The sequence below is a fragment of the Methylobacillus draconifructus genome (assembly GCF_045984355.1).
In the GTDB taxonomy this organism is placed as follows: Bacteria; Pseudomonadota; Gammaproteobacteria; order Burkholderiales; family Methylophilaceae; genus Methylobacillus; species Methylobacillus flagellatus_A.
This window is the reverse complement of record NZ_JBJQII010000003.1, coordinates 283511-304035: the sequence shown is the minus strand read 5'-3', so window position 1 is coordinate 304035 and position 20525 is coordinate 283511. Positions and strand designations below refer to the sequence as shown.

The window sequence follows — 20525 nt, the reverse complement described above, 5'->3', positions numbered from 1 at the left end:
ATCTGCAGGCCGCCATGCAAGAAATCTCCAAGTCCAGCAAGCTCAGCAACGTATGCTACGACATCCGTGGCCCAGTGCTGGACCGAGCGCGCCAGATGGAGGAGGACGGGCACCGCATCATCAAGCTCAATATCGGCAATCCTGCGCCTTTTGGCTTTGCCGCCCCCGAGGAAATCCTGCAGGACGTGATCCGCAACATGGATTCCGCCTCCGGCTATACGGATTCCAAGGGCCTGTTCGCCGCGCGCAAGGCGATCATGCATTACACCCAGCAGAAGAACATCCAGGGCGTGACCATAGACGACATCATTATCGGCAACGGCGTTTCCGAGCTGATCGTCATGGCCATGCAGGCCTTGCTCAACAATGGCGACCAGGTGCTGGTGCCGATGCCGGATTATCCGTTGTGGACCGCGGCCGTGAACCTGGCGGGCGGCACTGCGCGTCATTACGTCTGCGACGAGCAGACCGGCTGGCTGCCCGATCTCAAGGATATTGAGAACAAGATCACGGCGAATACGCGCGGTATCGTCATCATCAACCCGAATAACCCGACCGGTGCTTTGTACCCGCGTGAAACGCTGGAAGGCATCATCGAGATCGCGCGCCACCACGGCCTGGTGATTTTCGCTGACGAAATCTATGACAAGGTGCTGTTCGACGGCAATACCCATACCTCGATCGCCTCATTGGCCGATGACGTGCTGTTCGTGACTTTCAACGGCTTGTCCAAGAACTACCGCACCTGCGGCTACCGCGCCGGCTGGCTGGTGATCTCGGGCGAGAAGCGCCATGCCAAGGATTATATCGAGGGCCTCAATATGCTGGCCTCGATGCGCCTCTGTGCCAACGTGCCCGGGCAACTGGCGATCCAGACCGCGCTGGGCGGCTACCAGAGCATAGACGACCTCGTGGCGCCTAGCGGCCGCTTGTGCAAGCAGCGCGACCTTGCCTACAAGATGCTGACCGACATTCCCGGCGTGAGCTGCGTCAAGCCCAAGGCCGGCCTGTACCTGTTCCCGCGCCTCGATCCCAAGATATATCCCATTGAGGACGACCAGCAATTCATCCTCGACCTGTTGCTGGAGGAAAAGGTCTTGCTGGTGCAGGGTACGGGCTTCAACTGGCGCGCGCCGGACCATTTCCGCGTCGTATTCCTGCCGAACGTGGATGACCTCACCGAAGCCTTTACCCGCATCGCCCGCTTCCTGGAAAACTACCGCAAGCAGCACAGCACCCTCACCGTGGTGGACGGCAAAGCCTCGAAAGACACGCAAGCAAGACCGCAGAACGCGACGGCATGACCGCGCGGATCTTGATACAAGATTGAAAAGCAAGATAACTGGAAACTGAATGAAACCCATCAATGTTGGCCTGCTCGGCATCGGTACTGTCGGTGGCGGCACCTATACCGTTCTTACACGCAACCAGGAAGAAATCGCACGCCGTGCCGGCCGCCCAATTGCCATAACGCGCGTCGCCGACCGCAACCTGGAATTGGCCCGCAAGGTAACAGGAGGCCAGATTGACGTCACCGACGATGCATTCGCCGTGGTGGCAGATCCGGACATCGACATCGTGGTCGAACTGATCGGCGGTTACACCATTGCGCGCGAACTGGTGATGAAGGCGATCGAGAACGGCAAGCACGTGGTCACCGCCAACAAGGCGCTGATCGCGCTGCATGGCAACGAGATTTTCGCCGCTGCGCAGCAGAAGGGCGTGATTGTCGCATTCGAGGCGGCCGTGGCGGGCGGTATCCCCATCATCAAGGCCGTGCGCGAAGGGCTGGCCGCCAACCGCATCGAGTGGATCGCGGGCATCATCAACGGCACCACCAATTTCATCCTCTCGGAAATGCGCGAAAAGGGCCTGGCCTTTGCCGACGTGCTCAAGGAGGCGCAGCGCCTGGGCTATGCCGAGGCCGACCCGACCTTCGACGTCGAGGGCGTGGACGCCGCGCACAAGCTCATGATCCTGGCCGCGATCGGCTTCGGCATCCCGATGCAGTTCGACAAGGCCTATGTCGAAGGCATCACCAAGCTGGACTCCATCGACATTCGCTATGCGGAGGAGCTGGGCTACCGCGTCAAGCTGCTCGGCATCACCAAGCGCACCAGCAAGGGCGTGGAATTGCGCGTGCATCCGACCTTGATTCCCGAGAAGCGCCTGATCGCCAATGTCAACGGCGCCATGAATGCCGTGCTGGTGAAGGGCGATGCAGTCGGTCCCACCTTGTATTACGGCGCGGGAGCGGGTGCCGAGCCCACCGCGAGCGCCGTGGTTGCGGACATCGTCGACGTGACGCGCACGCATACCACCGACGTGCACCAGCGCGTGCCGCACCTGGCTTTCCAGCCCGACCAGCTCGTGGACCTGCCGATCCTCGCTATCGGCGAGGTGAGCAGCGCCTATTACCTGCGCCTGCGCGCGGTGGACAAGCCGGGCGTGCTGGCCGATGTGACCCGCATCCTGGGCGACCGCCAGATTTCGATCGATGCGATGATCCAGAAGGAACCGCAAGAGGGCGAGGACCAGGCCGACATCATCATCCTGACCCATGTCACGGTCGAGAAGAACATGGATGACGCGATTGCCGCCATCGAGGCATTGCCTGCCATTTCCGGCAGCGTGACCCGCTTGCGCATGGAAGAGCTAAGCCGATAACTTGAGGAAAGGGTTGCAGGCAGGCATAGCAGCCTGCTGCATCAGTTGTGCCATGAAATACGTTTCCACCCGCGGGCAGTCGCCCGCACAGTCGTTTACCGAAATCCTGCTTGGCGGCCTGGCGCCCGACGGCGGCCTCTACCTGCCCGAGCAATATCCGCAATTCAGCCAGGACGAACTGAATGCGATGCGCGGCATGAATTACCGCGACCTGGCGTTCGCCATCCTCTCGCGCCTGATCGACGACATCCCCGCTGACGACCTGCGCGCCATCGTCGACAAGACCTATCGCGCGGATGTGTATGCCTATGCGCGCCCGGGCCAGAATGCCGAGGACATTACGCCTACCTACAAGCTGGAGGACGGCCTGTACCTGCTGTCGCTGTCCAACGGCCCGACCCTGGCGTTCAAGGACATGGCGATGCAGTTGCTGGGCAACCTGTTCGAATACGTGCTGGCGCAAAAAGGCGAGACTACCAACATCCTCGGCGCGACCTCCGGCGACACCGGCTCCGCGGCGGAATACGCCATGCGCGGCAAGCGGGGCGTCAAGGTGTTCATGCTTTCGCCGCACCAGAAGATGAGCCGTTTCCAGACCGCGCAGATGTTCAGCCTGCAGGACGACAATATCTTCAATATCGCGGTCAAGGGCGTGTTCGACGACTGCCAGGACATCGTCAAGGCAGTGTCCAACGACCATGCCTTCAAGGCAAAGAACAAGATCGGCGCGGTGAACTCCATCAACTGGGCGCGCGTGGCGGCCCAGGTGGTGTATTACTTCAAGGGCTATTTCGCCGTGACCGCGGACAATGCGCAGCAAGTCAGCTTCGCCGTGCCTTCCGGCAACTTCGGCAATGTCTGCGCCGGGCATATCGCCCGCATGATGGGCTTGCCGATTGCCAAGCTGGTTGTGGCGACCAACGAGAACGACGTGCTGGACGAGTTTTTCAAGACCGGCGTCTACCGTCCGCGCGGCTCAGCCAACACCTACCATACTTCCAGTCCCTCGATGGATATTTCCAAGGCGTCCAATTTCGAACGCTTCGTTTTCGACCTGGTAGGCCGCGACGCTGACAAGGTACGCGAGCTCTGGGGCAAGGTGGATGCGGGAGGCAGCTTCGACCTCAATGAAGGCGGCTGGTTCGCCAAGGTGGCTGATTACGGCTTCGTTTCCGGCAGCAGCAACCACGCCAACCGCATGCAGACCATCAAGGCGACGCATGAGCGCTACCAGGTGACTATCGACACCCATACCGCGGACGGCCTCAAGGTGGCGCTGGAGCACCGCGAGGCAGGCATCCCGATGCTGGTGCTGGAAACCGCATTGCCGGCCAAGTTCGAGGATGCGATCGTCGAGGCATTGGGACAGAAGCCAGAGCGCCCACAGAGCCTCGAAGGGCTGGAAGCCCTGCCGCAGCGCTTTGAAGTGATGGAGGCCGATGCCGCCGCCATCAAGCAGTTCATTGTTGAGCATATTTGATCGGGAGATGTCATGAAGGTCTATCACGACTTGATGCGCCAAGTACTGGAGCACGGCCACAAGAAGGAAGACCGTACCGGCACCGGCACCTTCTCGGTGTTCGGTTACCAGATGCGCTTCGACCTGGCCGAGGGCTTTCCGCTGCTTACCACCAAGAAAGTGCACCTGAAGTCCATCATCCATGAGTTGCTCTGGTTCCTGCAGGGCAGCACCAATATCGCTTATCTCAAGGAAAACGGCGTCAGCATCTGGGATGAATGGGCGGACGAGCAGGGCAACCTGGGCCCGGTCTATGGCTACCAATGGCGTAGCTGGCCGACGCCGGATGGCGGCCATATCGACCAGATCAGCCAGGTGGTCGAGGCGATCAAGCGCAACCCAGACTCGCGCCGCCTGATCGTGTCGGCATGGAACGTGGCCGATGTCGACAAGATGAAGCTGCCGCCTTGCCATGCGTTCTTCCAGTTCTATGTGGCGGACGGCAAGCTCTCTTGCCAGCTGTATCAGCGCAGCGCCGATATCTTCCTCGGCGTGCCGTTCAATATTGCCTCCTATGCCTTGCTCACCATGATGGTGGCGCAGGTGTGCGGACTCAAGCTTGGCGATTTCGTGCATACCCTGGGCGATGCGCATATCTACCTCAACCACCTCGAGCAAGTGAAAGAGCAATTATCGCGCGAGCCTTATCCTCTGCCTGTGATGAGGATCAATCCCGAAGTGAAGGATATTTTTGGTTTCCGCTTCGAGGATTTCTCGCTGGAAAATTATCAGTCTCACCCTGCCATCAAGGCGCCTGTCGCAGTGTAATTCCCTGGTTTGACTCTATGTTGTTCTCCCTTCATGCTGTTGCGATGCGGGCGCCGATGGTTGCGCGTTTATTTTCCGTATCAATCTGTCAGCGTTATCGATTCATGGTCGTAGTGTTTCATGGTTAATTCCGCACATCATCAACCTGTGCCGCCCAAACTGCGTGTGGCGCACATCCTGGCGGTCGGCCTGGCACTGTTGATTGCCACCGTGACACTCATCAGCATGGAATATGCTTCGCTCAGGCACAATATGGCCGTCACCATGCAGATCCAGATGCGCATCATGGCGGGCAATATTGCACAGGCGCTGGTGCGCGGGGAGCGGGAAGTGGCCTCTGAAGTGCTCGCCAGCCTGGCCGAAGCGCCGGAGATAGATACGGCGATGCTATATGACATGCAGCAAAATCGTTTTGCCGAATATGTGCGGCCTGGCAGCCTGTTGCGCCCGTTCGACATGATGGTCGTGGCCCAGGCCCAGCGCCAGGCGGATTTACAGAAGATCGAAATATGGCAGCCCGTGATATCTGACGACATGCAGATTGGCGTGCTGTATATGCGATCCAACATGAAGGGGCTGTATCGCCAGCTGCTTTGGTACATCGGCACCACAGTGACGGTGATGCTGGTCACCTTGTTTGCTGCCGCCTTGTTGTTGAGCCGACTGCAGCGTGCAATGCTGAAGGCCGAGGAGCGTGCCGGCTTTCTCGCCAATTACGATACGGTGACCGACCTTCCTAACCGTCATGCTTTCAACCGGCGATTCCATGCATTGTTGGACGAAGCGCGCCATCGTCATGGCGTATTGGCATTGCTGGTGTTCGATCTGGATGATTTCAAGGTCATCAACGATACCCTCGGCCATGATGTCGGCGACAGATTATTGCATCTGGTCGCGCAGCGCTTGGTGTCTGCTGCGGGCAAGAAAGACACGGTCTACCGTGTAGGAGGGGATGAGTTTGCCATGATCCTCAACCAGCCGGCCGATGTCGAGAACGTGGAGGCCGTCGCCAACCGCTTCATCCGGGCGCTGACACAGCCTATCGTAATGAATGAGCGGAACTTCTATATCGGCGTCAGCATCGGCGCGAGCATCTATCCATACGACGGGGATGACGCCGCCCATCTGCTGCGTGATGCCGATGCAGCCATGTATTACGCCAAGAGCCGCGGCAAGAACAACTTCCAGATGTTCTCGGCAGAAATGCATCATAAAAGCTCGACACGCTTGATCCTCGAGACGGAAATGCGCGTTGCGTTGGAAGAAAGGCAGTTCGAACTCTACTACCAGCCGCAGTTCAGCCTGCCGGGCCGCAAGCTGGTCGGCGTAGAAGCCTTGATACGCTGGCATCATCCGCAACGCGGCATCTTGTATCCAAGCAGTTTTATTCCGATCGCAGAAGAAACCGGCCTGATCGTGCGCATTGGTGAGTGGGTGTTGCGAGAGGCCTGCAAGCAGGCCATGGAATGGAAAGAGATGGGAGTGGCGCTGCGCATGAGCGTCAACCTCTCGGGCCGTCAGTTCCGCCAGGAGAACTTGGTGCAGGCCGTGACCAAGATCATTGAGCAAACTGGCATGGATAGCAGTTTGCTGGAGCTGGAAATTACTGAAACCGTGCTGATGGAAGATGCGGAAGTAACGACTGCCCGTCTGATGGACCTGAAGGCCATGGGCATGCACCTGGCAATCGATGATTTTGGCACAGGCTATTCCTCAATGGCGTATCTCAAGCGTTTTCCGGTCAGCCGCCTCAAGATCGATCGCAGTTTTATCCGGGATATTCCATACGATGCCGATGATGTTGCGATTACGACGGCCACCATCCAAATGGCGCACAGCCTGAAGCTCGAAGTGGTGGCAGAAGGGGTGGAGACTAAGGCTCAGCTGCAATTCCTGCTGGAGCAGGGGAGCGACATGGTGCAAGGCTATTTGTTCAGCCACCCGATGGATGCAACCCATATGACGGAAATCGCCCTGGCAAGCAAGGCACGGCAAATTTAATTGTGATTTAATCCTAAATAAATAGGGAGTTTCTCCCAGCTCTTGCTTCTTCATTTATAATTGCAACATTAGATAATGACTACATGGAGCTTAATTATGGGAAAAACCGTCGTTGCGATTAGCGCGCTGGCCTTGGCCGTATCCAGCAGCCTGGCGTTTGCCGACCATCACTTTCCTAAGGGCAAGGTAAGCCTGGAAACCTGTCTGGAAGCCGCGCTCAAGACCAAGCAGGGTACCGTGGTGAAGGTGGAGTACAAGCTCGAAGGCAAGACGCCAGTCTATGAATTTGATATTGAGTCTAGCGATGGTAGCGCTTGGGATGTAGAATGCGATGCTAACACCGGCAAGATCGTGGAAGTGGAGCAGGAAGTCGATTCTGCAGACCATCCCCTTTTCAAGGCCAAGCAAAAGGTAAGCGAAGCTGACGCACGCAAGACAGCGCTGGCTGCACATCCTGGCGAAATTATCGAGGTTGAGTATGAGATCGAGGAGAATGGCGCTGCCTCCTACGAATTCGATATCAAGACCAAGGATGGCAAGGAATTCAAGGTTGAAGTAGACGCAACTAGCGGCAAGATCGTGGAATCCCACCAAGAGTTCTACCAGATCGGCAAGGAATAATGGGTTTTTGACTGGACGGACAGTCGACAACGCTCCTTCGGGGGCGTTTTTTTTGCCTGTTATTAATGGAATGGAAACCAGAAAGTTGGCAGGCAAGGCTTAACTTCCGCTCTGGGGAGCCGTTAATCAATATATCGAAGTTATTGATGGGAACCACAATGGATGTCAATGCAATTGCCAGTGTCGCCACCGACCTTGCGGCTACGCGCTTGCAGCAGGAAGTCGGGACGACGGTATTGAAAAAGGCCTTGGATATTAGCTCGGCCAATGCCTTGGCTTTGCTGGAGGCATTGCCTTCACCTCCTGCCGCCAATTTGCCAGCGCACCTGGGACAAAACGTGAATACGACGGCTTGACAATTTAAGCCAAGACAAAAATAAAGCCCTGCTTTTGCAGGGCTTTATTTTTTGAAGAAAAAAAGCAGACCTTCTCGGGGAGGATAAAGGCCTGCTATGAGGAGCTTGGAGATTCAATACATGCTATGCACTCACTAACCGGCCACTCTTGAGCTTGACATTGTCTCCCACGGAGTAGCGCGGCGTACTGTACTGGGTAATGGTATGAAAGTGTCCATCACCCATCTTGACCTTGATAAGATAAGTTGCGCCAGCAACTTTTTCATTCATCTTGTAACTGTCTGCCATATTGTTCTCGAAAGAACGGATCGACACAATAATGCCGCAGTCCGTGCAGGTGGAGCGGACTGGCTCGCTCTCGCGGGAATTTTCCATCCCCTGGTTGAGCGTGTTGCTGATCACCATGGCTGCATTGGGATCGGTAATCAATTCCTGCGCCAGGTCAGGACGATAGGTATGCGCGACAGGAATCAGACCGGTAATCGCGGCGCTTCCAACCAGGCTGAATATCGTCATGGCCGTTGCAGCGACCAGAACCATAGGGTGCGTTTTCTTGATATTGGATCCCATACTTTACATCTCCGACTATTGATTTTGCTTGGTGTATGCAGCCGAAATATTTAATGACTATATAGCGAAGAGTGTGCCAACTTAATTAAACTTTTAATAATCAAATAGATAAGGGTTTATTGGGAGTATTCTCTCATAAGGATTTTGTCTCAAAAGTGAGACAAAATCCTTATTGTTTGATTAACTTATTGAAAATAAAAGAATAGCTACGTCTCCTGAAAGAGACATCAGTTGGGGGTGTTGTCGTTTTTGAACAACGCCGGCGTAAGTTGGTGGCGCTGTAACAATTTATAGAACTCGGTACGGTTTCGTTGGGCCAGGCGTGCCGCTTGCGTCACGCCGCCATTGGTGGCCTTGAGCAGCTTGACCAGGTAGTCGCGCTCAAAGTTCTTGCGGGCGACTTCGAACGGCACGATGCCGCCGATGTCTTCTTGCAGCGCTTTTTGTACCAAGGTGGCCGGGATCAAGGGCGTGGTACAGAGCACTACCGTTTGCTCGACGATGTTCTGCAATTGGCGGACATTGCCCGGCCATGGCGCGGCAATCAGCAGTTCCAAGGCTTCAGGGGCAAAGCCGTTGAGTTTTTTGCGGTATTTGCTGGTCAGTTCATTGAGGAAGTTATTGGCCAATAGGGAGATGTCCTCGCGCCGCGCAGCCAGGGCCGGGATTTCAAGGCCGACTACGTTGATGCGATAGTACAAGTCCTCGCGAAACCTTCCCGACTTCATTTCCTCCGCAAGGTTGCGGTGGGTCGCCGAAATCACCCGCACATCGATATTGATGCTGGCATTGGCGCCTACAGGCCGGATGGCGCGCTCCTGCAAGGCGCGGAGCAGTTTTACCTGCAAGGGGAGCGGCATGTCTCCAATTTCATCCAGGAACAGGGTGCCGCCATCGGCGGTCTGGAACAGCCCCTTGTGGTCGCGAAGGGCGCCGGTAAATGCTCCCTTGCTATGGCCGAAGAGTTCTGATTCCAGCAATGCTTCAGGGATGGCGCCGCAATTGATGGCGACAAAAGGCTTGTCCCGGCGCGGGCTGGCGTGGTGGATGGCGCGTGCAAGCAGCTCCTTGCCGGTGCCGCTCTCCCCCTGGATAAACACGCTGGCATCGGAAATCGCCATGAGCTTGGCTTGCCCGAGCAGGTTTTCCATCTGCGGACTGCGGGTGATGATGCTCTTGCGCCATTCGTTGTCCTCATTCTGCGCGTTGTGCTGCAGCGACCCCGTGCCGATGCGCAATGCAGCCTCTACCTGCTGCAGCAACGACTTGCTGTCGAACGGCTTGGTGAGAAAGCCGAATACGCCACGCTGCGTGGCGTCCACAGCCTCGGGGATCGAGCCGTGGGCCGTGACCATGATCACGGGCAAGGAGGGATCGGATTGATGGATGACATCGAACAAGGCCAGGCCGTCCATGCCCGGCATGCGTAAATCCGTGATGACAAGGCTAGGCCGGCTGATGGCAATTTGCGACAGTGCTTCCTCCGCGTTGGTTGCCGTTATGACCTGATAACCGGCTGCCTGCAGCCGCATGCCCATGAGCTTGAGGATATCGGGGTCATCATCAACGGTGAGGATTTTCTTTGCTGCTTCAGTCATTTACTGCTGCTCCGGTTCGGATCTTTCAGCGATTTCTGCATCATGGTCCTCTCAATTTTCTTTAATTCGTCCAGCTTTTGCTGCAGGCCATTGGCTTTTTGCTGGTTTTCTTCAGCGCGCCGCAGTTCCTCGCGCAGGCGCTGGTTGAGCTTGGCGGTTTCTGCCGCATTTTCCCGGAGGATGGACACAATGGCGCCTTCTTCCTTGCTCAGCCGTTTTTCGCGCGCCAACTCATCAAGCAAGGGTTGTGCCTTGAGCGGGTCGCGCAGCTTGCTGGTCGGGATGGCATAGATGATTGCGAGCCGCGTTTTCTGATGTAAGTCGTTATTGTTGCTGCTGATTTTCTGCAAGGCTTCTGCCAGTTCCTTTTTCTGGGACTCCAATGGCAGCTCGGAAAAATTGCTGACGAATTCCAGCAAGTCGGGGGCAGGATGGTGTCCTTTGTTGACGGCAGGCTGAGCGGCCTGGCTTGACAGGGCTTCCTGGCTGCCGGGGGCGGCAGTTGGCTTAGCCTGGTGTGCGCATGCGTTGAGCAGCATGCCTGTCATTGCAATCGGGAGCAGGTATTTCGGGTTCATTTGGTCGCAGCTTTCAAGGGGAGGGAGACGCGGAAATGAGCACCGCGTTCTGAAGGTAATAAAATGATTTCACCGCCATGGGCGTCAACGTATTCCTTGGCTATTGACAGTCCGAGGCCGCTGCCGCTGACCAGGCTTTCATAGACGCTGTCGCCACGGTAGAACGGATCAAACAGCTTGGCCTTGTCGGCAGACATGACCCCTGGTCCGCCGTCATGCACTTCGATGATGGCCTGGTCAGCCTGGTGCGTGATGCTGATGCGGATGCTACTGGATGACGATGTGTATTTGATGGCATTGGAAACGAGGTTGTCCAGCACGGAATGAATTTTCTCGCGGTCTGCCTGGATTTCGGTAGGGAAGAAATCCCGTTGGATGTCGATATTCTTGCTGCTGATGGTCAAGGAGTAATCTGCCAGGATTTCCTCTGCGAGCTTGGTCAGGGCGACGGGCTCCAACTTGAGCTGCGGCGCATGAAATTGCACGGCGGTGTAACTCAGCAGGTTTTCTATCATTTTTTGCAGCCTTAAGCTGCTTTCACGCAGGATTCCGGCAATTTCGCGCTGCTGAGGCGTTAGGGTGCCGCCGACTTCGTCGCTGAGCAGTTCGCTGCCTTCCCGGATTGCAGTGAGCGGGGTTTTCAGCTCATGGGAGACATTGCGCAGGAAGCGTTGCTTTTGCTGGTCGAGCTCGTTCAGTTGCGCCCGCAGCCAGTCCAGGCGCTCGCCCAGGTTGCGCAGGTCGCCGGGCCCGTCAATGCTGATGGGTTCGGTATAGTCGCCTTCGCCTAGCTTGCGGATGGCGGCATCCATGCGCCGGATCGGCTGCGCCAGCAGGAAGGTGATCATGAGTGCGACCAGCAATGCGACCGGGATCAAGGTGAGTGTCTGCCAGAGCATGATTTGCTGGGTGCGCTCGGCAGTTTCGGCGAGGATGGCGGATTCCCGGTCTATCTGCCGGTTATTTTCATCCAGGATATCTTGGGCTTGGGCTGTCAGGTCCGCAAAGCGGCCAACGATTTCTTCGATCGGCGCGGATTCGCTAGGATATTGTACGACGCTTTGGAAAAGCGATTGCTCCTCGGCAGAGAGCCTGACCAGGGCAAGCTTCTGCTTGCTGGTCATGGGAAGCTGGTCCAGGTCCTGCCATGAATCGACAAATTTCTCATGCGCTTTTTCATAGTTTTCTAGCAACGATTCATCTTCCAGCACGAAATACTGCCGCGCGCTGCGTTCCATGAAAGTGATCTGCTCGACGAGGGCACGGCTTGCGCGCGTGGCCTGCACTGCCTGCGTCACTGCATCGCGGCTCTGGGTGGCGAGCCGGTCTAGGTAGAGGGCGGCGTTGCCAAACGCGAACAGCAGCGGCAGCATGGCTAGCGCAAAGCCGATCAAGAGCAGCTTGAGAAAGGATTTTGGGTAGGCAATCTGCAAAACTTGTGTTCCGTTTCTTTATCGTTAGCGATGCTTGAATGATGGAGGAGGAAACCGGCCTTAATCTTAAACTATCTCATTTAGAACGGGCATACGCTTGTCCTACAAAACCTTGGCAAGCAACTCCAAGTATAATGATGCCATGGCTAATCTATCCCTTATCGTCGCTGTTGCCCAGAACCGTGTCATCGGCCTGAACAACACCTTGCCCTGGCATCTGCCGGAAGACCTCAAGCGTTTCCGCGCCTTGACCACGGGGCATCATATCATCATGGGCCGCAAGACTTACGAGTCGCTCAATCGCTTGCTGCCGGACCGTACCACTGTCATTGTGACGCGCAACCAGGATTACCAGGTGCCAGGCGCCGTGATTGCCAATAGCTTGGAGCAGGCGATTGACCTGGCTGCGGATGACGACGAGGCATTCCTGATCGGCGGGGCGGAGCTATACCAGGCGGGATTGAAGCTGGCCGACCGCCTCTACATCACTGAGATTGACGCCGAGTTTGCGGGCGATGCCTTCCTGCCGGAGTTCGATTTGCAAGACTGGCGGGAAGTGTCAAACGAAGCAGCGGTCAGCGCCAAAGGCGTGCCGTTCCGCTACCTGACCTACGAACGCAAGAAATAGCCTGGAAAATATAACTGAGCCCGCGGCATGTCCTGCAGGCTCAGCTTAAGTTTCAATTGGCAACGCAATCCACAAAGTAGCGCGCCTTGCCATCCACGACCTCCTTCACCAGTCCGTGTACGTCGGTCTCGAAGCCAGGAAAGCGCTCGTTGAAGTCGCGCGCGAAACGCAGGTAGTTGATGATGACCTTGTTGAAGCGCTCGCCGGGAATCAGCAGCGGAATGCCAGGCGGGTAGGGCGTCAGCAACACCGCGGTAATGCGGCCTTCCAGTTCGTCGATCAGGACGCGGTCGATCTTGCGGTGGGCCACCTTGGCGAACGCATCGGTAGGCTTCATGGCAGGGATCATGTTGGACAGATACATTTCCGTGGTCAGGCGCGCCACGTCATTGGCTTTGTATATTTCGTGGATCTGGGTGCACAATTCGCGCAGGCCGATGCGCTCGTAGCGCGGATGTTTGGCGACGAACTCCGGCAACACCTTCCACAGCGGCTGGTTCTTGTCGTAGTCGTCCTTGAACTGCTGCAAGGCCGTCACCATGGTATTCCAGCGGCCCTTGGTGATGCCGATGGTGAACATGATGAAGAAAGAGTAGAGGCCGGTTTTTTCCACAATCACGCCATGTTCGGCCAGGTACTTGGTGACGATGGCGGCGGGAATGCCGATCTCGTCGGAGAACGCGCCATCCACATCCAGTCCCGGCGTGATGATGGTGGCCTTGATCGGATCCAGCATGTTGAAGCCTTCGGCCAGGTTGCCGAAGCCGTGCCAGCGCTCGCCGGCCTTCAGCATCCAGGCGGCGCGCTCCTCTATGCCTTCCTCGGAGAGGTCGTCCGGCCCCCAGACCTTGAACCACCAGTCGCTGCCCCATTCCTCGTCCACCTTGCGCATGGCGCGGCGGAAATCCAGGGCTTCCATGATGGACTCCTCCACCAGGGCGGTGCCGCCCGGCGCCTCCATCATGGCCGCGGCGACATCGCAGCTGGCAATGATGGAGTATTGCGGGCTGGTCGACGTGTGCATGAGATAGGCCTCGTTGAAGAGGTCGCGATCAAGCTGGATATCCTGCGCGTCCTGCACCAGGATTTGCGATGCCTGGCTCAGGCCGGCGAGCAATTTGTGGGTGGATTGGGTGGAAAATACCATGGATTCCTTGCAACGTGGGCGATCCGCGCCGATGGCGTGGTAATCGCCGTAGAAATCATGGAAAGTGGCGTGCGGCAGCCAGGCTTCGTCGAAATGCAATGTGTCGATCTTGCCGTCGAGCATTTCCTTGATCTCCTCGACGTTGTAGAGCACGCCGTCGTAGGTGGACTGGGTGATGGTCAGCACGCGCGGCTTGACAGTCTTGTCGCCGATGAAAGGATTCGCTTCCAGCTTTTTTTGGATGTTTTCCCAGGAGAATTCTTCTTTCGGGATAGGGCCGATGATGCCGAAATGGTTGCGGGTCGGCATCAGGAAGATCGGGATCGCGCCGGTCATGATGATGGAGTGCAGTACCGACTTGTGGCAATTGCGGTCCACGATCACCACGTCGCCTGGCGCCACGGTGGAATTCCAGACGATCTTGTTGGAGGTGGAGGTGCCGTTGGTGACGAAATAGAGGTGGTCGCAATTGAAGATGCGCGCTGCATTGCGCTCGGAAGCCGCCACCGGCCCGGTGTGGTCGAGCAGTTGCCCCAGTTCGTCCACTGCATTGCAGACGTCGGCGCGCAGCATGTTTTCGCCGAAGAACTGGTGGAACATCTGGCCGACCGGCGACTTGAGGAAGGCGACGCCGCCGGAGTGACCGGGACAGTGCCAGGAGTATGAGCCGTCTGCCGCGTAATGGGTGAGGGCGCGGAAGAAGGGCGGCGGCAGGCTGTCCAGGTAGGTGCGGGCTTCACGCACGATGTAGCGCGCGACGAATTCGGGCGTATCTTCGAACATATGGATGAAGCCATTCAGTTCGCGCAGGATTTCATTGGGTATATGGCGCGAAGTACGGGTTTCGCCATGCAGGAAGATGGGGATTTCCTCGTTGCGGAAGCGGATTTCATCCACGAAATTACGCAGGTTTTCCAGCGCTTCCGGCGATTCCTCGATGAACTCCTCGTCATCTATCGACAGGATGAAGGCAGAGGCGCGGCTTTGCTGCTGGGCGAACGAAGTCAGGTCGCCGTAGCTGGTGACGCCCAGCACCTCGAATCCTTCATCTTCGATCGCCTTGGCAAGTACGCGGATGCCGAGACCGGAAGAGTTTTCTGAGCGGAAGTCCTCGTCAATGATGACGACGGGGAAACGGAATTTCATGAAGCCTCCTAAAGGCATACAGGGTCTGTTGCCAGGCTGTTCACGGACAACCTGGCAACAGACCCCTCATTAAAAAAGCGCAATATAGCACAATCACTCGCGATTAATATGACCGCGGGCGATGTGTTGCGGTCAGATTTTTGGCAGGGTGACTCCCACCTGACCCTGATACTTGCCGCCCCTGTCCTTGTAGGAAGTCTCGCATTCTTCATCAGATTCGAGGAACAACACCTGGGCACAACCTTCGCCGGCATAGATCTTGGCCGGCAGCGGGGTGGTATTGCTGAACTCCAATGTAACGTAGCCTTCCCATTCCGGTTCGAAAGGGGTGACGTTGACAATAATGCCGCAACGCGCGTAGGTGGACTTGCCCAAACATACGGTCAATACGCTGCGCGGGATGCGGAAATACTCGACCGTGCGTGCCAAGGCAAATGAGTTAGGCGGAATAATGCAGAAATCGTTCTTGAATTCGACAAATGAATTGGGATCGAAATTCTTGGGATCGACAATCGTGCTGTTGATATTGGTGAAGACCTTGAATTCATCAGCGCAACGAATATCGTAGCCATAGCTCGAAGTGCCGTAGGAGACGATCTTCTGACCGTTGACCTCACGGATCAGGTTGGGCTCGAATGGCTCGATCATGCCATGCTGTTCTGCCATGCGGCGTATCCATTTGTCGGATTTGATGCTCATTATGTTCTTCCGTCAGAAAGACAAAAAAGCGAAGTGTACGGATAACCAGCTTTTCTCGCCAGTCATCCGGATCACTACGCTTTGATCAGTTTGTCAAAAATTCAAAAAGGCTTAGAGTGGTTACAAAACTGAGCGAAGCGCTCCTGGCTAGGTGCTTTGCCGCAAGCAGTAAAGTCGTACGACAAGGCAAAGCAACAACGCCAGGAGAGTTTTGCAGCCGCTCTTAATGCTTGTCGCCGCCCAGCTTGATGCTGTAGCGCCAGAACTGGTCTTCGTGCTCGAAAATCACCTTGGAGGCTTCCGGGTCGCTGCTGCCGGCAGGGTATTGATACACAGGCTTGCGGTCCTTGGCCCAGGCCTCGATGACCGGGTCGACCAGGCGCCACTGGGCTTCCACCTCGCTGATGTGCAGGTAGAGCGAGTTGTCGCCTTCCATCAGGTTCAATAGCAAGGCCTCGTAGGCGTCGATGGTTTCATCGCCTTCCTGGCGGTTGGCGCCATCGAGCTCGATCGTGCGGGTGGCGATATCCAGGCCGGGAATCTTGGACTGGATTTCCAGCTTGATGCACTCACGCGGTTGGATGCCGATGATGAGCCAGTTCTGGTCTTGCCCGTTGCCCAGTTGCAGCGGCGCTTTCTTGAAGCGGATCGCGATGCGGGTGTCTGCCTCGTGCAGGCGCTTGGCAGTGCGGATATAGAAAGGTACGCCTTCCCAGCGCGGGTTGTCGATGAACAGCTTGAGCGCGGCATAGGTTTCCACCACGCTGCTATTGTCGCCGAGTTCTTCCAGGTAGCCAGGCACTTTTTCGCCCTTGACTTCGCCTGCGGAGTATTGCGCACGGAATGCGTTCTTTTCCAGTTCGTTGACTGGAATCGGGCGAATGGCTTCCAGCACCTTGATCTTCTCGGCGCGGATGTCATCCGGGCTCAGGGACGCGGGCTGTTCCATGGCGGTCAGCGCCAGGGTTTGCAGTACGTGGCTCTGGATCATGTCGCGCAAGGCGCCCGTGGCATCGTAGAACTGGGTGCGCTCGCCGACGCCGAGCTGTTCGGTGTTGGTGATCTGCACGTGGTCGATGTAGTTCTTGTTCCACAAGGGCTCGAGGATGGCATTGGCAAAACGTTGCAGCATGATGTTCTGCAGGGCGGATTTGCCGAGGTAATGGTCGATGCGGTAGATCTGGCTTTCCTTGAGGTGCTTGGTGATCGAGGATTGCAGCTCCTGCGCGGTCTTCAAGTCAGTGCCGAACGGCTTTTCCACGACGACGCGACGCCAGTATTTGTCTTCCTGGGTCAGCCCGACGCCAGCCAGCTGGTCGACGATGGTCGCGAAGTCGGAAGGGCGCACGGAGAGGAAATAAGCCAGGTTCTGCGGGAAAACGGCCTCGTTCGACAAGGTCTCCTTCAGGCGGGTGAAGGAGGTGGCATCATCGGGCGGATTGGCATGGTAGTGGTGGCGCTCGATGAAGCGCTTGAACACTGCCTGGTCATAGCCCTTGGGAAACTTGGCATCCAGCATGCCCTTGATGTCGGCCAACCAGGCTTCGCGGGCAACCTGGCCCCGTCCGACAGAAAGGATGGCCATTTTTTCCGGCAAGCGGCCTGCCTGGTCAAGACGGAACAGGCCAGGCATGAGCTTGATGCGGGAGAGGTTGCCGCTCGCACCAAACAGGACAAGGGTACAGGGGTCTATGACTTTCATTCAGTATTCTCTAAATAGGATGGATATCATAAAAGGCCATGCCTGGGCATGGCCTGGGCGTATTACTTGGTCTTGACTGCGTGGCCGCCAAACGCGTTGCGCATCAGGGACAGCAGCTTGTAGCTATAGCCTTTGGAGTCCTGGCTTCTGAAACGCGCTTGCAATGCCACGGTCAATACTGGAGCCGCCACGCCTTGATCCACGGCTTCCACCACGGTCCAACGGCCTTCGCCGGAGTCTGCGACGTACGGGGCGATCGTGGAGAGTTCCTGATCATGCGCCAATGCTTCGGCGGTCAGGTCCAGCAGCCAGCTGCGGACGACGGAGCCATGACGCCAGAGTTCGGTGATCTGGGCAAGATCGAGGTTGAATTCTTCCTTGCCCTTGAGCAGGTCCAGGCCTTCGGCAAACGCCTGCATCATGCCGTACTCGATGCCGTTGTGGATCATCTTGGTGAAGTGGCCGGAACCAATCGGGCCGACATGAGCCCAGCCACGATCTTCGTGAGTCAGCGCCTTGGCAATTGGCTCAATGGTATCGGCCGCTTCCTTGGTGCCGCCGTACATCAGGCAGTAGCCGTTCTCCAGACCCCAGATACCGCCGGAAGTCCCACAGTCAATGAAATCAATGCCATGCTCGGCCAGCCATGCGCCACGGCGTTGGCTATGCTTGTAGTTTGAGTTGCCGCCATCGACGATGATGTCGCCCTTGCCCAGCAGTGGCACCAGGTCCTTGATCTGGTTTTCGGTGATCTCGCCGCTAGGAAGCATGATCCAGACGATTTTCTTGGGTTCGCCCGACAGCTTGGACACCGCATCTGCGACGGAGGTGGCGGGAACCATGCCGTGGGTCAGGGAAATCTGGTTCACTGCATCCTGGTTGAAGTCGAAGCCGACGACTTCGATACCGTGTTTCAGGAGGCGGCGCGCCATGTTGCCGCCCATTTTTCCTAGACCGATGATTGCGAGTTTCATTGAGTTTTTTCCTTGATGAGGATCATGCCATCGTCACTTTGAGGCGCTTCCTTTTGGGCAAGACCGTTTTAGGTGAGATGGGCCTGGGTTGATAATGTTAAAATTCTCAAGATAGAGCTCGGTAATTATAACGTGAAGGTTTTATATCATGCAAAATACAACACAGTCCCTGGTGATTAATAATCAGGTGAGCCGATGGCAGGTGTACAGCGCGCAGGAGGCGCTATACAGCAGCGCCGTCGAGCATATCGAAGAGGCTGCGCGCAATGCGATCGCCGGCCATGGCAAGTTCAGCATCGTGCTCGCCGGCGGTAGTACCCCCAAGAGCATCTACCAGTTGCTGCCCAGGATCGACACTGACTGGAGCAAATGGCATGTATTCTACGGTGATGACCGTTGCCTGCCACCTGAGCATGAGGAGCGCAACAGCCTGATGGCGCATGAAGCCTGGCTCAAGCATGTGGCGATTCCCTCATCCCAGATTCACGACATTCCAGCGGAGCGCGGCCCGGTGGAAGCGGCACAGGCGTACAACCAGACCTTGGCAGCCGTGGGCGACTTCGATCTCGTGTTGCTGGGCTTGGGTGAGGATGGCCATACCGCCAGCCTGTTCCCCGGCCATAGCTGGGATGACGCACAGTCCGCAGTGCCGGTGTTCGACGCGCCGAAGCCGCCGCCAGAGCGGGTTTCCATCAGCGCCGCGCGCCTGAGCCAGGCACGGGAAGTCATCTTCTTCGTCACCGGCGCGGGCAAGCAGGAAGCCGTGGACAACTGGCGCCGCGGCGAGCATATCCCGGCTAGCCTGATCAAGCCCAAGAACGGCGTGGACGTCTACATTTTTGGCGTGAATTTATAAAACTGACATATCAATCCATCAAGGCCCGGCGAGGGCCTTGATGGTTTCGGGGGGCCTGAAGTCTCTGCCTCAGGTTTTCTGGATCACGATATTGGGGAACTTGCTGCTGTAATCCTGGCTCAGGTCTGCCAGCTTGACCGCGGCACGGCGGGCAATCGATTTGTAGATGCCGGCAATCTCGCCTGCCGGGTCGGCGACGACGGTGGGCTTGCCGCCGTCAGTCTCTTCGCGGATGCGGATATCCAGCGGCAGGCTGCCCAATAGTTCCGTATCGTAGTCGGCGCACATCCTGGCGGCGCCCCCGGCGCCGAATATGTGCTCTTCATGCCCGCATTGCGAACAGATATGCGTGCTCATGTTCTCGACGATGCCGAGAATGGGAATGCCGACCTTCTCGAACATTTTGAGCCCCTTGCGTGCATCCAGCAGGGCAATGTCCTGCGGGGTGGTCACGATGATGGCGCCGGTGACCGGCACTTTCTGCGCCAGGGTGAGCTGGATGTCCCCTGTGCCCGGGGGCAGGTCGACCACCAGGTAGTCCAGGTCCTTCCAGCGCGTGTCGCGCAGCAATTGCTCCAATGCGCCCACGACCATCGGGCCGCGCCAGACCATGGGCGTGTCGACATCGACCAGGAAGCCGATGGACATGGCCTGGACTCCGTAGTGTTCCAACGGCTCCATGCTCTTGCCGTCAGTGCTTTCTGGTTTGCCGCTCAGGCCCAGCATCTGCGGCTGCGAGGGGCCATAGATGTCTGCATCAAGAATACCGACGCGCGCGCCTTCCGCGGCCAGGGCCAGGGCCAGGTTGACTGCCGTGGTGGATTTGCCGACGCCGCCTTTGCCAGAAGCGACGGCGATGATGTTCTTGACGTTGGGGATGAGCTGTACGCCGCGTTGCACCTTGTGCGAGACAATGCGGCTGGTGACGCCCACCGTGACGGTATCTACGTCGGGCAACGACTTGACCGCTTGCGTCACCAAGTCCCTGATGTCTCCCAGAACGCTGCGTGCCGGGTAATCGAGCACGATATCGACCGAGACATGGCTGCCGGCAATGGCAATCTGGCGTGCAGACTTGCTGCCGACGAAGTCTTTGCCGGTGTTGGGGTCAATCACGGCGCGAAGGGCATCCTGCACCTGGGATTCGGTAAGCGGCATGTGGTTTTCCTGCAGATTCGTTGGATGGGACATTCTAGCGCATGCGGATTGCTTATGTGAAACCGTGTCAGTTTGCTAGAATGCGAGATTCTCTTTTGTCGCTT

Annotated in this window: 18 protein-coding genes; 9 read left to right on the top strand and 9 right to left on the bottom strand. The window is 57.1% G+C overall.

The window, feature by feature from the left end; translation table 11 throughout:
* The first annotated feature begins 14 nt into the window (after positions 1-14).
* The 7 genes from ACJSDX_RS07925 to ACJSDX_RS07895 all read left to right on the top strand — a co-directional run bounded on the left by ACJSDX_RS07925 (position 15) and on the right by ACJSDX_RS07895 (position 7932).
* Entirely contained in the window at positions 15-1304 is a 1290-nt protein-coding gene (locus tag ACJSDX_RS07925) for a pyridoxal phosphate-dependent aminotransferase (RefSeq protein ID WP_407994242.1), read from the top strand.
* Positions 1305-1353: 49 nt separating this feature from the next.
* Complete coding sequence (locus tag ACJSDX_RS07920) at positions 1354-2667, top strand: homoserine dehydrogenase (protein ID WP_407994241.1); 1314 nt, start codon at positions 1354-1356, stop codon at positions 2665-2667.
* A gap of 52 nt (positions 2668-2719) precedes the next feature.
* A complete protein-coding gene (gene thrC, locus ACJSDX_RS07915; RefSeq protein ID WP_407994240.1) occupies positions 2720-4147 on the top strand; it encodes a threonine synthase in 1428 nt (475 codons plus the stop codon).
* A 12-nt stretch (positions 4148-4159) separates the two neighbouring features.
* Positions 4160-4954, top strand: a complete 795-nt coding sequence (locus ACJSDX_RS07910; RefSeq protein WP_407994239.1) for a thymidylate synthase — start codon at positions 4160-4162, stop codon at positions 4952-4954.
* A gap of 120 nt (positions 4955-5074) precedes the next feature.
* Positions 5075-6955, top strand: coding sequence for a putative bifunctional diguanylate cyclase/phosphodiesterase (locus ACJSDX_RS07905; RefSeq protein ID WP_407994238.1), 1881 nt, complete (start codon positions 5075-5077; stop codon positions 6953-6955).
* A 96-nt stretch (positions 6956-7051) separates the two neighbouring features.
* Entirely contained in the window at positions 7052-7576 is a 525-nt protein-coding gene (locus ACJSDX_RS07900; protein WP_407994237.1) for a PepSY domain-containing protein, read from the top strand.
* A gap of 158 nt (positions 7577-7734) precedes the next feature.
* Positions 7735-7932, top strand: a complete 198-nt coding sequence (locus ACJSDX_RS07895) for a YjfB family protein (RefSeq protein WP_309564848.1) — start codon at positions 7735-7737, stop codon at positions 7930-7932.
* Positions 7933-8055: 123 nt separating this feature from the next.
* Here ACJSDX_RS07895 and ACJSDX_RS07890 read toward each other — a convergent pair whose 3' ends face one another.
* The 4 genes from ACJSDX_RS07890 to ACJSDX_RS07875 all read right to left on the bottom strand — a co-directional run bounded on the left by ACJSDX_RS07890 (position 8056) and on the right by ACJSDX_RS07875 (position 12111).
* Complete coding sequence (locus ACJSDX_RS07890; RefSeq protein WP_309564849.1) at positions 8056-8448, bottom strand: hypothetical protein; 393 nt, start codon at positions 8446-8448, stop codon at positions 8056-8058.
* Between the two features lie 281 nt (positions 8449-8729).
* Positions 8730-10100 (bottom strand): sigma 54-interacting transcriptional regulator, encoded by a 1371-nt coding sequence (locus ACJSDX_RS07885; protein ID WP_407994236.1) that lies wholly within the window; start codon positions 10098-10100, stop codon positions 8730-8732.
* Positions 10097-10678 (bottom strand): hypothetical protein, encoded by a 582-nt coding sequence (locus tag ACJSDX_RS07880; RefSeq protein WP_407994235.1) that lies wholly within the window; start codon positions 10676-10678, stop codon positions 10097-10099. Before ACJSDX_RS07880 ends, ACJSDX_RS07885 begins: the two co-directional genes overlap by 4 nt.
* The gene (locus ACJSDX_RS07875) at positions 10675-12111 is read right to left on the bottom strand and encodes a HAMP domain-containing sensor histidine kinase (protein ID WP_407994234.1); all 1437 of its coding nucleotides are present in this window, start codon (positions 12109-12111) and stop codon (positions 10675-10677) included. Before ACJSDX_RS07875 ends, ACJSDX_RS07880 begins: the two co-directional genes overlap by 4 nt.
* 142 nt (positions 12112-12253) lie before the next feature.
* On the opposite strand from ACJSDX_RS07875, the gene ACJSDX_RS07870 reads away from it, so the two are divergent.
* Positions 12254-12739 carry a dihydrofolate reductase gene (locus ACJSDX_RS07870; RefSeq protein ID WP_407994233.1) on the top strand — a complete coding sequence of 162 codons (486 nt, stop codon included), beginning with the start codon at positions 12254-12256 and terminating at the stop codon, positions 12737-12739.
* A 52-nt stretch (positions 12740-12791) separates the two neighbouring features.
* Here ACJSDX_RS07870 and ACJSDX_RS07865 read toward each other — a convergent pair whose 3' ends face one another.
* From ACJSDX_RS07865 to gnd, 4 genes are all read right to left on the bottom strand, one after another.
* Positions 12792-15032 (bottom strand): Orn/Lys/Arg family decarboxylase, encoded by a 2241-nt coding sequence (locus ACJSDX_RS07865; RefSeq protein ID WP_309564854.1) that lies wholly within the window; start codon positions 15030-15032, stop codon positions 12792-12794.
* Between the two features lie 132 nt (positions 15033-15164).
* On the bottom strand, positions 15165-15731 hold the full coding sequence (dcd, locus tag ACJSDX_RS07860; RefSeq protein ID WP_309564855.1) for a dCTP deaminase: 567 nt from the start codon (positions 15729-15731) through the stop codon (positions 15165-15167).
* Between the two features lie 223 nt (positions 15732-15954).
* Entirely contained in the window at positions 15955-17433 is a 1479-nt protein-coding gene (gene zwf, locus ACJSDX_RS07855) for a glucose-6-phosphate dehydrogenase (RefSeq protein WP_407994232.1), read from the bottom strand.
* Between the two features lie 62 nt (positions 17434-17495).
* Positions 17496-18407, bottom strand: coding sequence for a phosphogluconate dehydrogenase (NAD(+)-dependent, decarboxylating) (gene gnd, locus ACJSDX_RS07850; RefSeq protein ID WP_309564857.1), 912 nt, complete (start codon positions 18405-18407; stop codon positions 17496-17498).
* Positions 18408-18555: 148 nt separating this feature from the next.
* Between gnd and pgl the strand changes: the two genes are divergently transcribed.
* Entirely contained in the window at positions 18556-19263 is a 708-nt protein-coding gene (gene pgl, locus ACJSDX_RS07845; RefSeq protein ID WP_407994231.1) for a 6-phosphogluconolactonase, read from the top strand.
* A gap of 69 nt (positions 19264-19332) precedes the next feature.
* Here pgl and apbC read toward each other — a convergent pair whose 3' ends face one another.
* Positions 19333-20421: an iron-sulfur cluster carrier protein ApbC gene (apbC, locus tag ACJSDX_RS07840; protein WP_407994230.1), complete on the bottom strand. Its 1089-nt coding sequence runs from the start codon at positions 20419-20421 to the stop codon at positions 19333-19335.
* Between the last annotated feature and the right edge of the window lie 104 nt (positions 20422-20525).

Coding starts and splice junctions, on each gene's coding strand:
- ACJSDX_RS07925 (WP_407994242.1), top strand. CDS start 15: ATGCAAGAAATCTCCAAGTCCAGCAAGCTCAGCAACGTATGCTACGAC.
- ACJSDX_RS07920 (WP_407994241.1), top strand. CDS start 1,354: ATGAAACCCATCAATGTTGGCCTGCTCGGCATCGGTACTGTCGGTGGC.
- thrC (WP_407994240.1), top strand. CDS start 2,720: ATGAAATACGTTTCCACCCGCGGGCAGTCGCCCGCACAGTCGTTTACC.
- ACJSDX_RS07910 (WP_407994239.1), top strand. CDS start 4,160: ATGAAGGTCTATCACGACTTGATGCGCCAAGTACTGGAGCACGGCCAC.
- ACJSDX_RS07905 (WP_407994238.1), top strand. CDS start 5,075: ATGGTTAATTCCGCACATCATCAACCTGTGCCGCCCAAACTGCGTGTG.
- ACJSDX_RS07900 (WP_407994237.1), top strand. CDS start 7,052: ATGGGAAAAACCGTCGTTGCGATTAGCGCGCTGGCCTTGGCCGTATCC.
- ACJSDX_RS07895 (WP_309564848.1), top strand. CDS start 7,735: ATGGATGTCAATGCAATTGCCAGTGTCGCCACCGACCTTGCGGCTACG.
- ACJSDX_RS07890 (WP_309564849.1), bottom strand. CDS start 8,448: ATGACGATATTCAGCCTGGTTGGAAGCGCCGCGATTACCGGTCTGATT.
- ACJSDX_RS07885 (WP_407994236.1), bottom strand. CDS start 10,100: ATGACTGAAGCAGCAAAGAAAATCCTCACCGTTGATGATGACCCCGAT.
- ACJSDX_RS07880 (WP_407994235.1), bottom strand. CDS start 10,678: ATGAACCCGAAATACCTGCTCCCGATTGCAATGACAGGCATGCTGCTC.
- ACJSDX_RS07870 (WP_407994233.1), top strand. CDS start 12,254: ATGGCTAATCTATCCCTTATCGTCGCTGTTGCCCAGAACCGTGTCATC.
- ACJSDX_RS07865 (WP_309564854.1), bottom strand. CDS start 15,032: ATGAAATTCCGTTTCCCCGTCGTCATCATTGACGAGGACTTCCGCTCA.
- dcd (WP_309564855.1), bottom strand. CDS start 15,731: ATGAGCATCAAATCCGACAAATGGATACGCCGCATGGCAGAACAGCAT.
- zwf (WP_407994232.1), bottom strand. CDS start 17,433: ATGAAAGTCATAGACCCCTGTACCCTTGTCCTGTTTGGTGCGAGCGGC.
- gnd (WP_309564857.1), bottom strand. CDS start 18,407: ATGAAACTCGCAATCATCGGTCTAGGAAAAATGGGCGGCAACATGGCG.
- pgl (WP_407994231.1), top strand. CDS start 18,556: ATGCAAAATACAACACAGTCCCTGGTGATTAATAATCAGGTGAGCCGA.
- apbC (WP_407994230.1), bottom strand. CDS start 20,421: ATGCCGCTTACCGAATCCCAGGTGCAGGATGCCCTTCGCGCCGTGATT.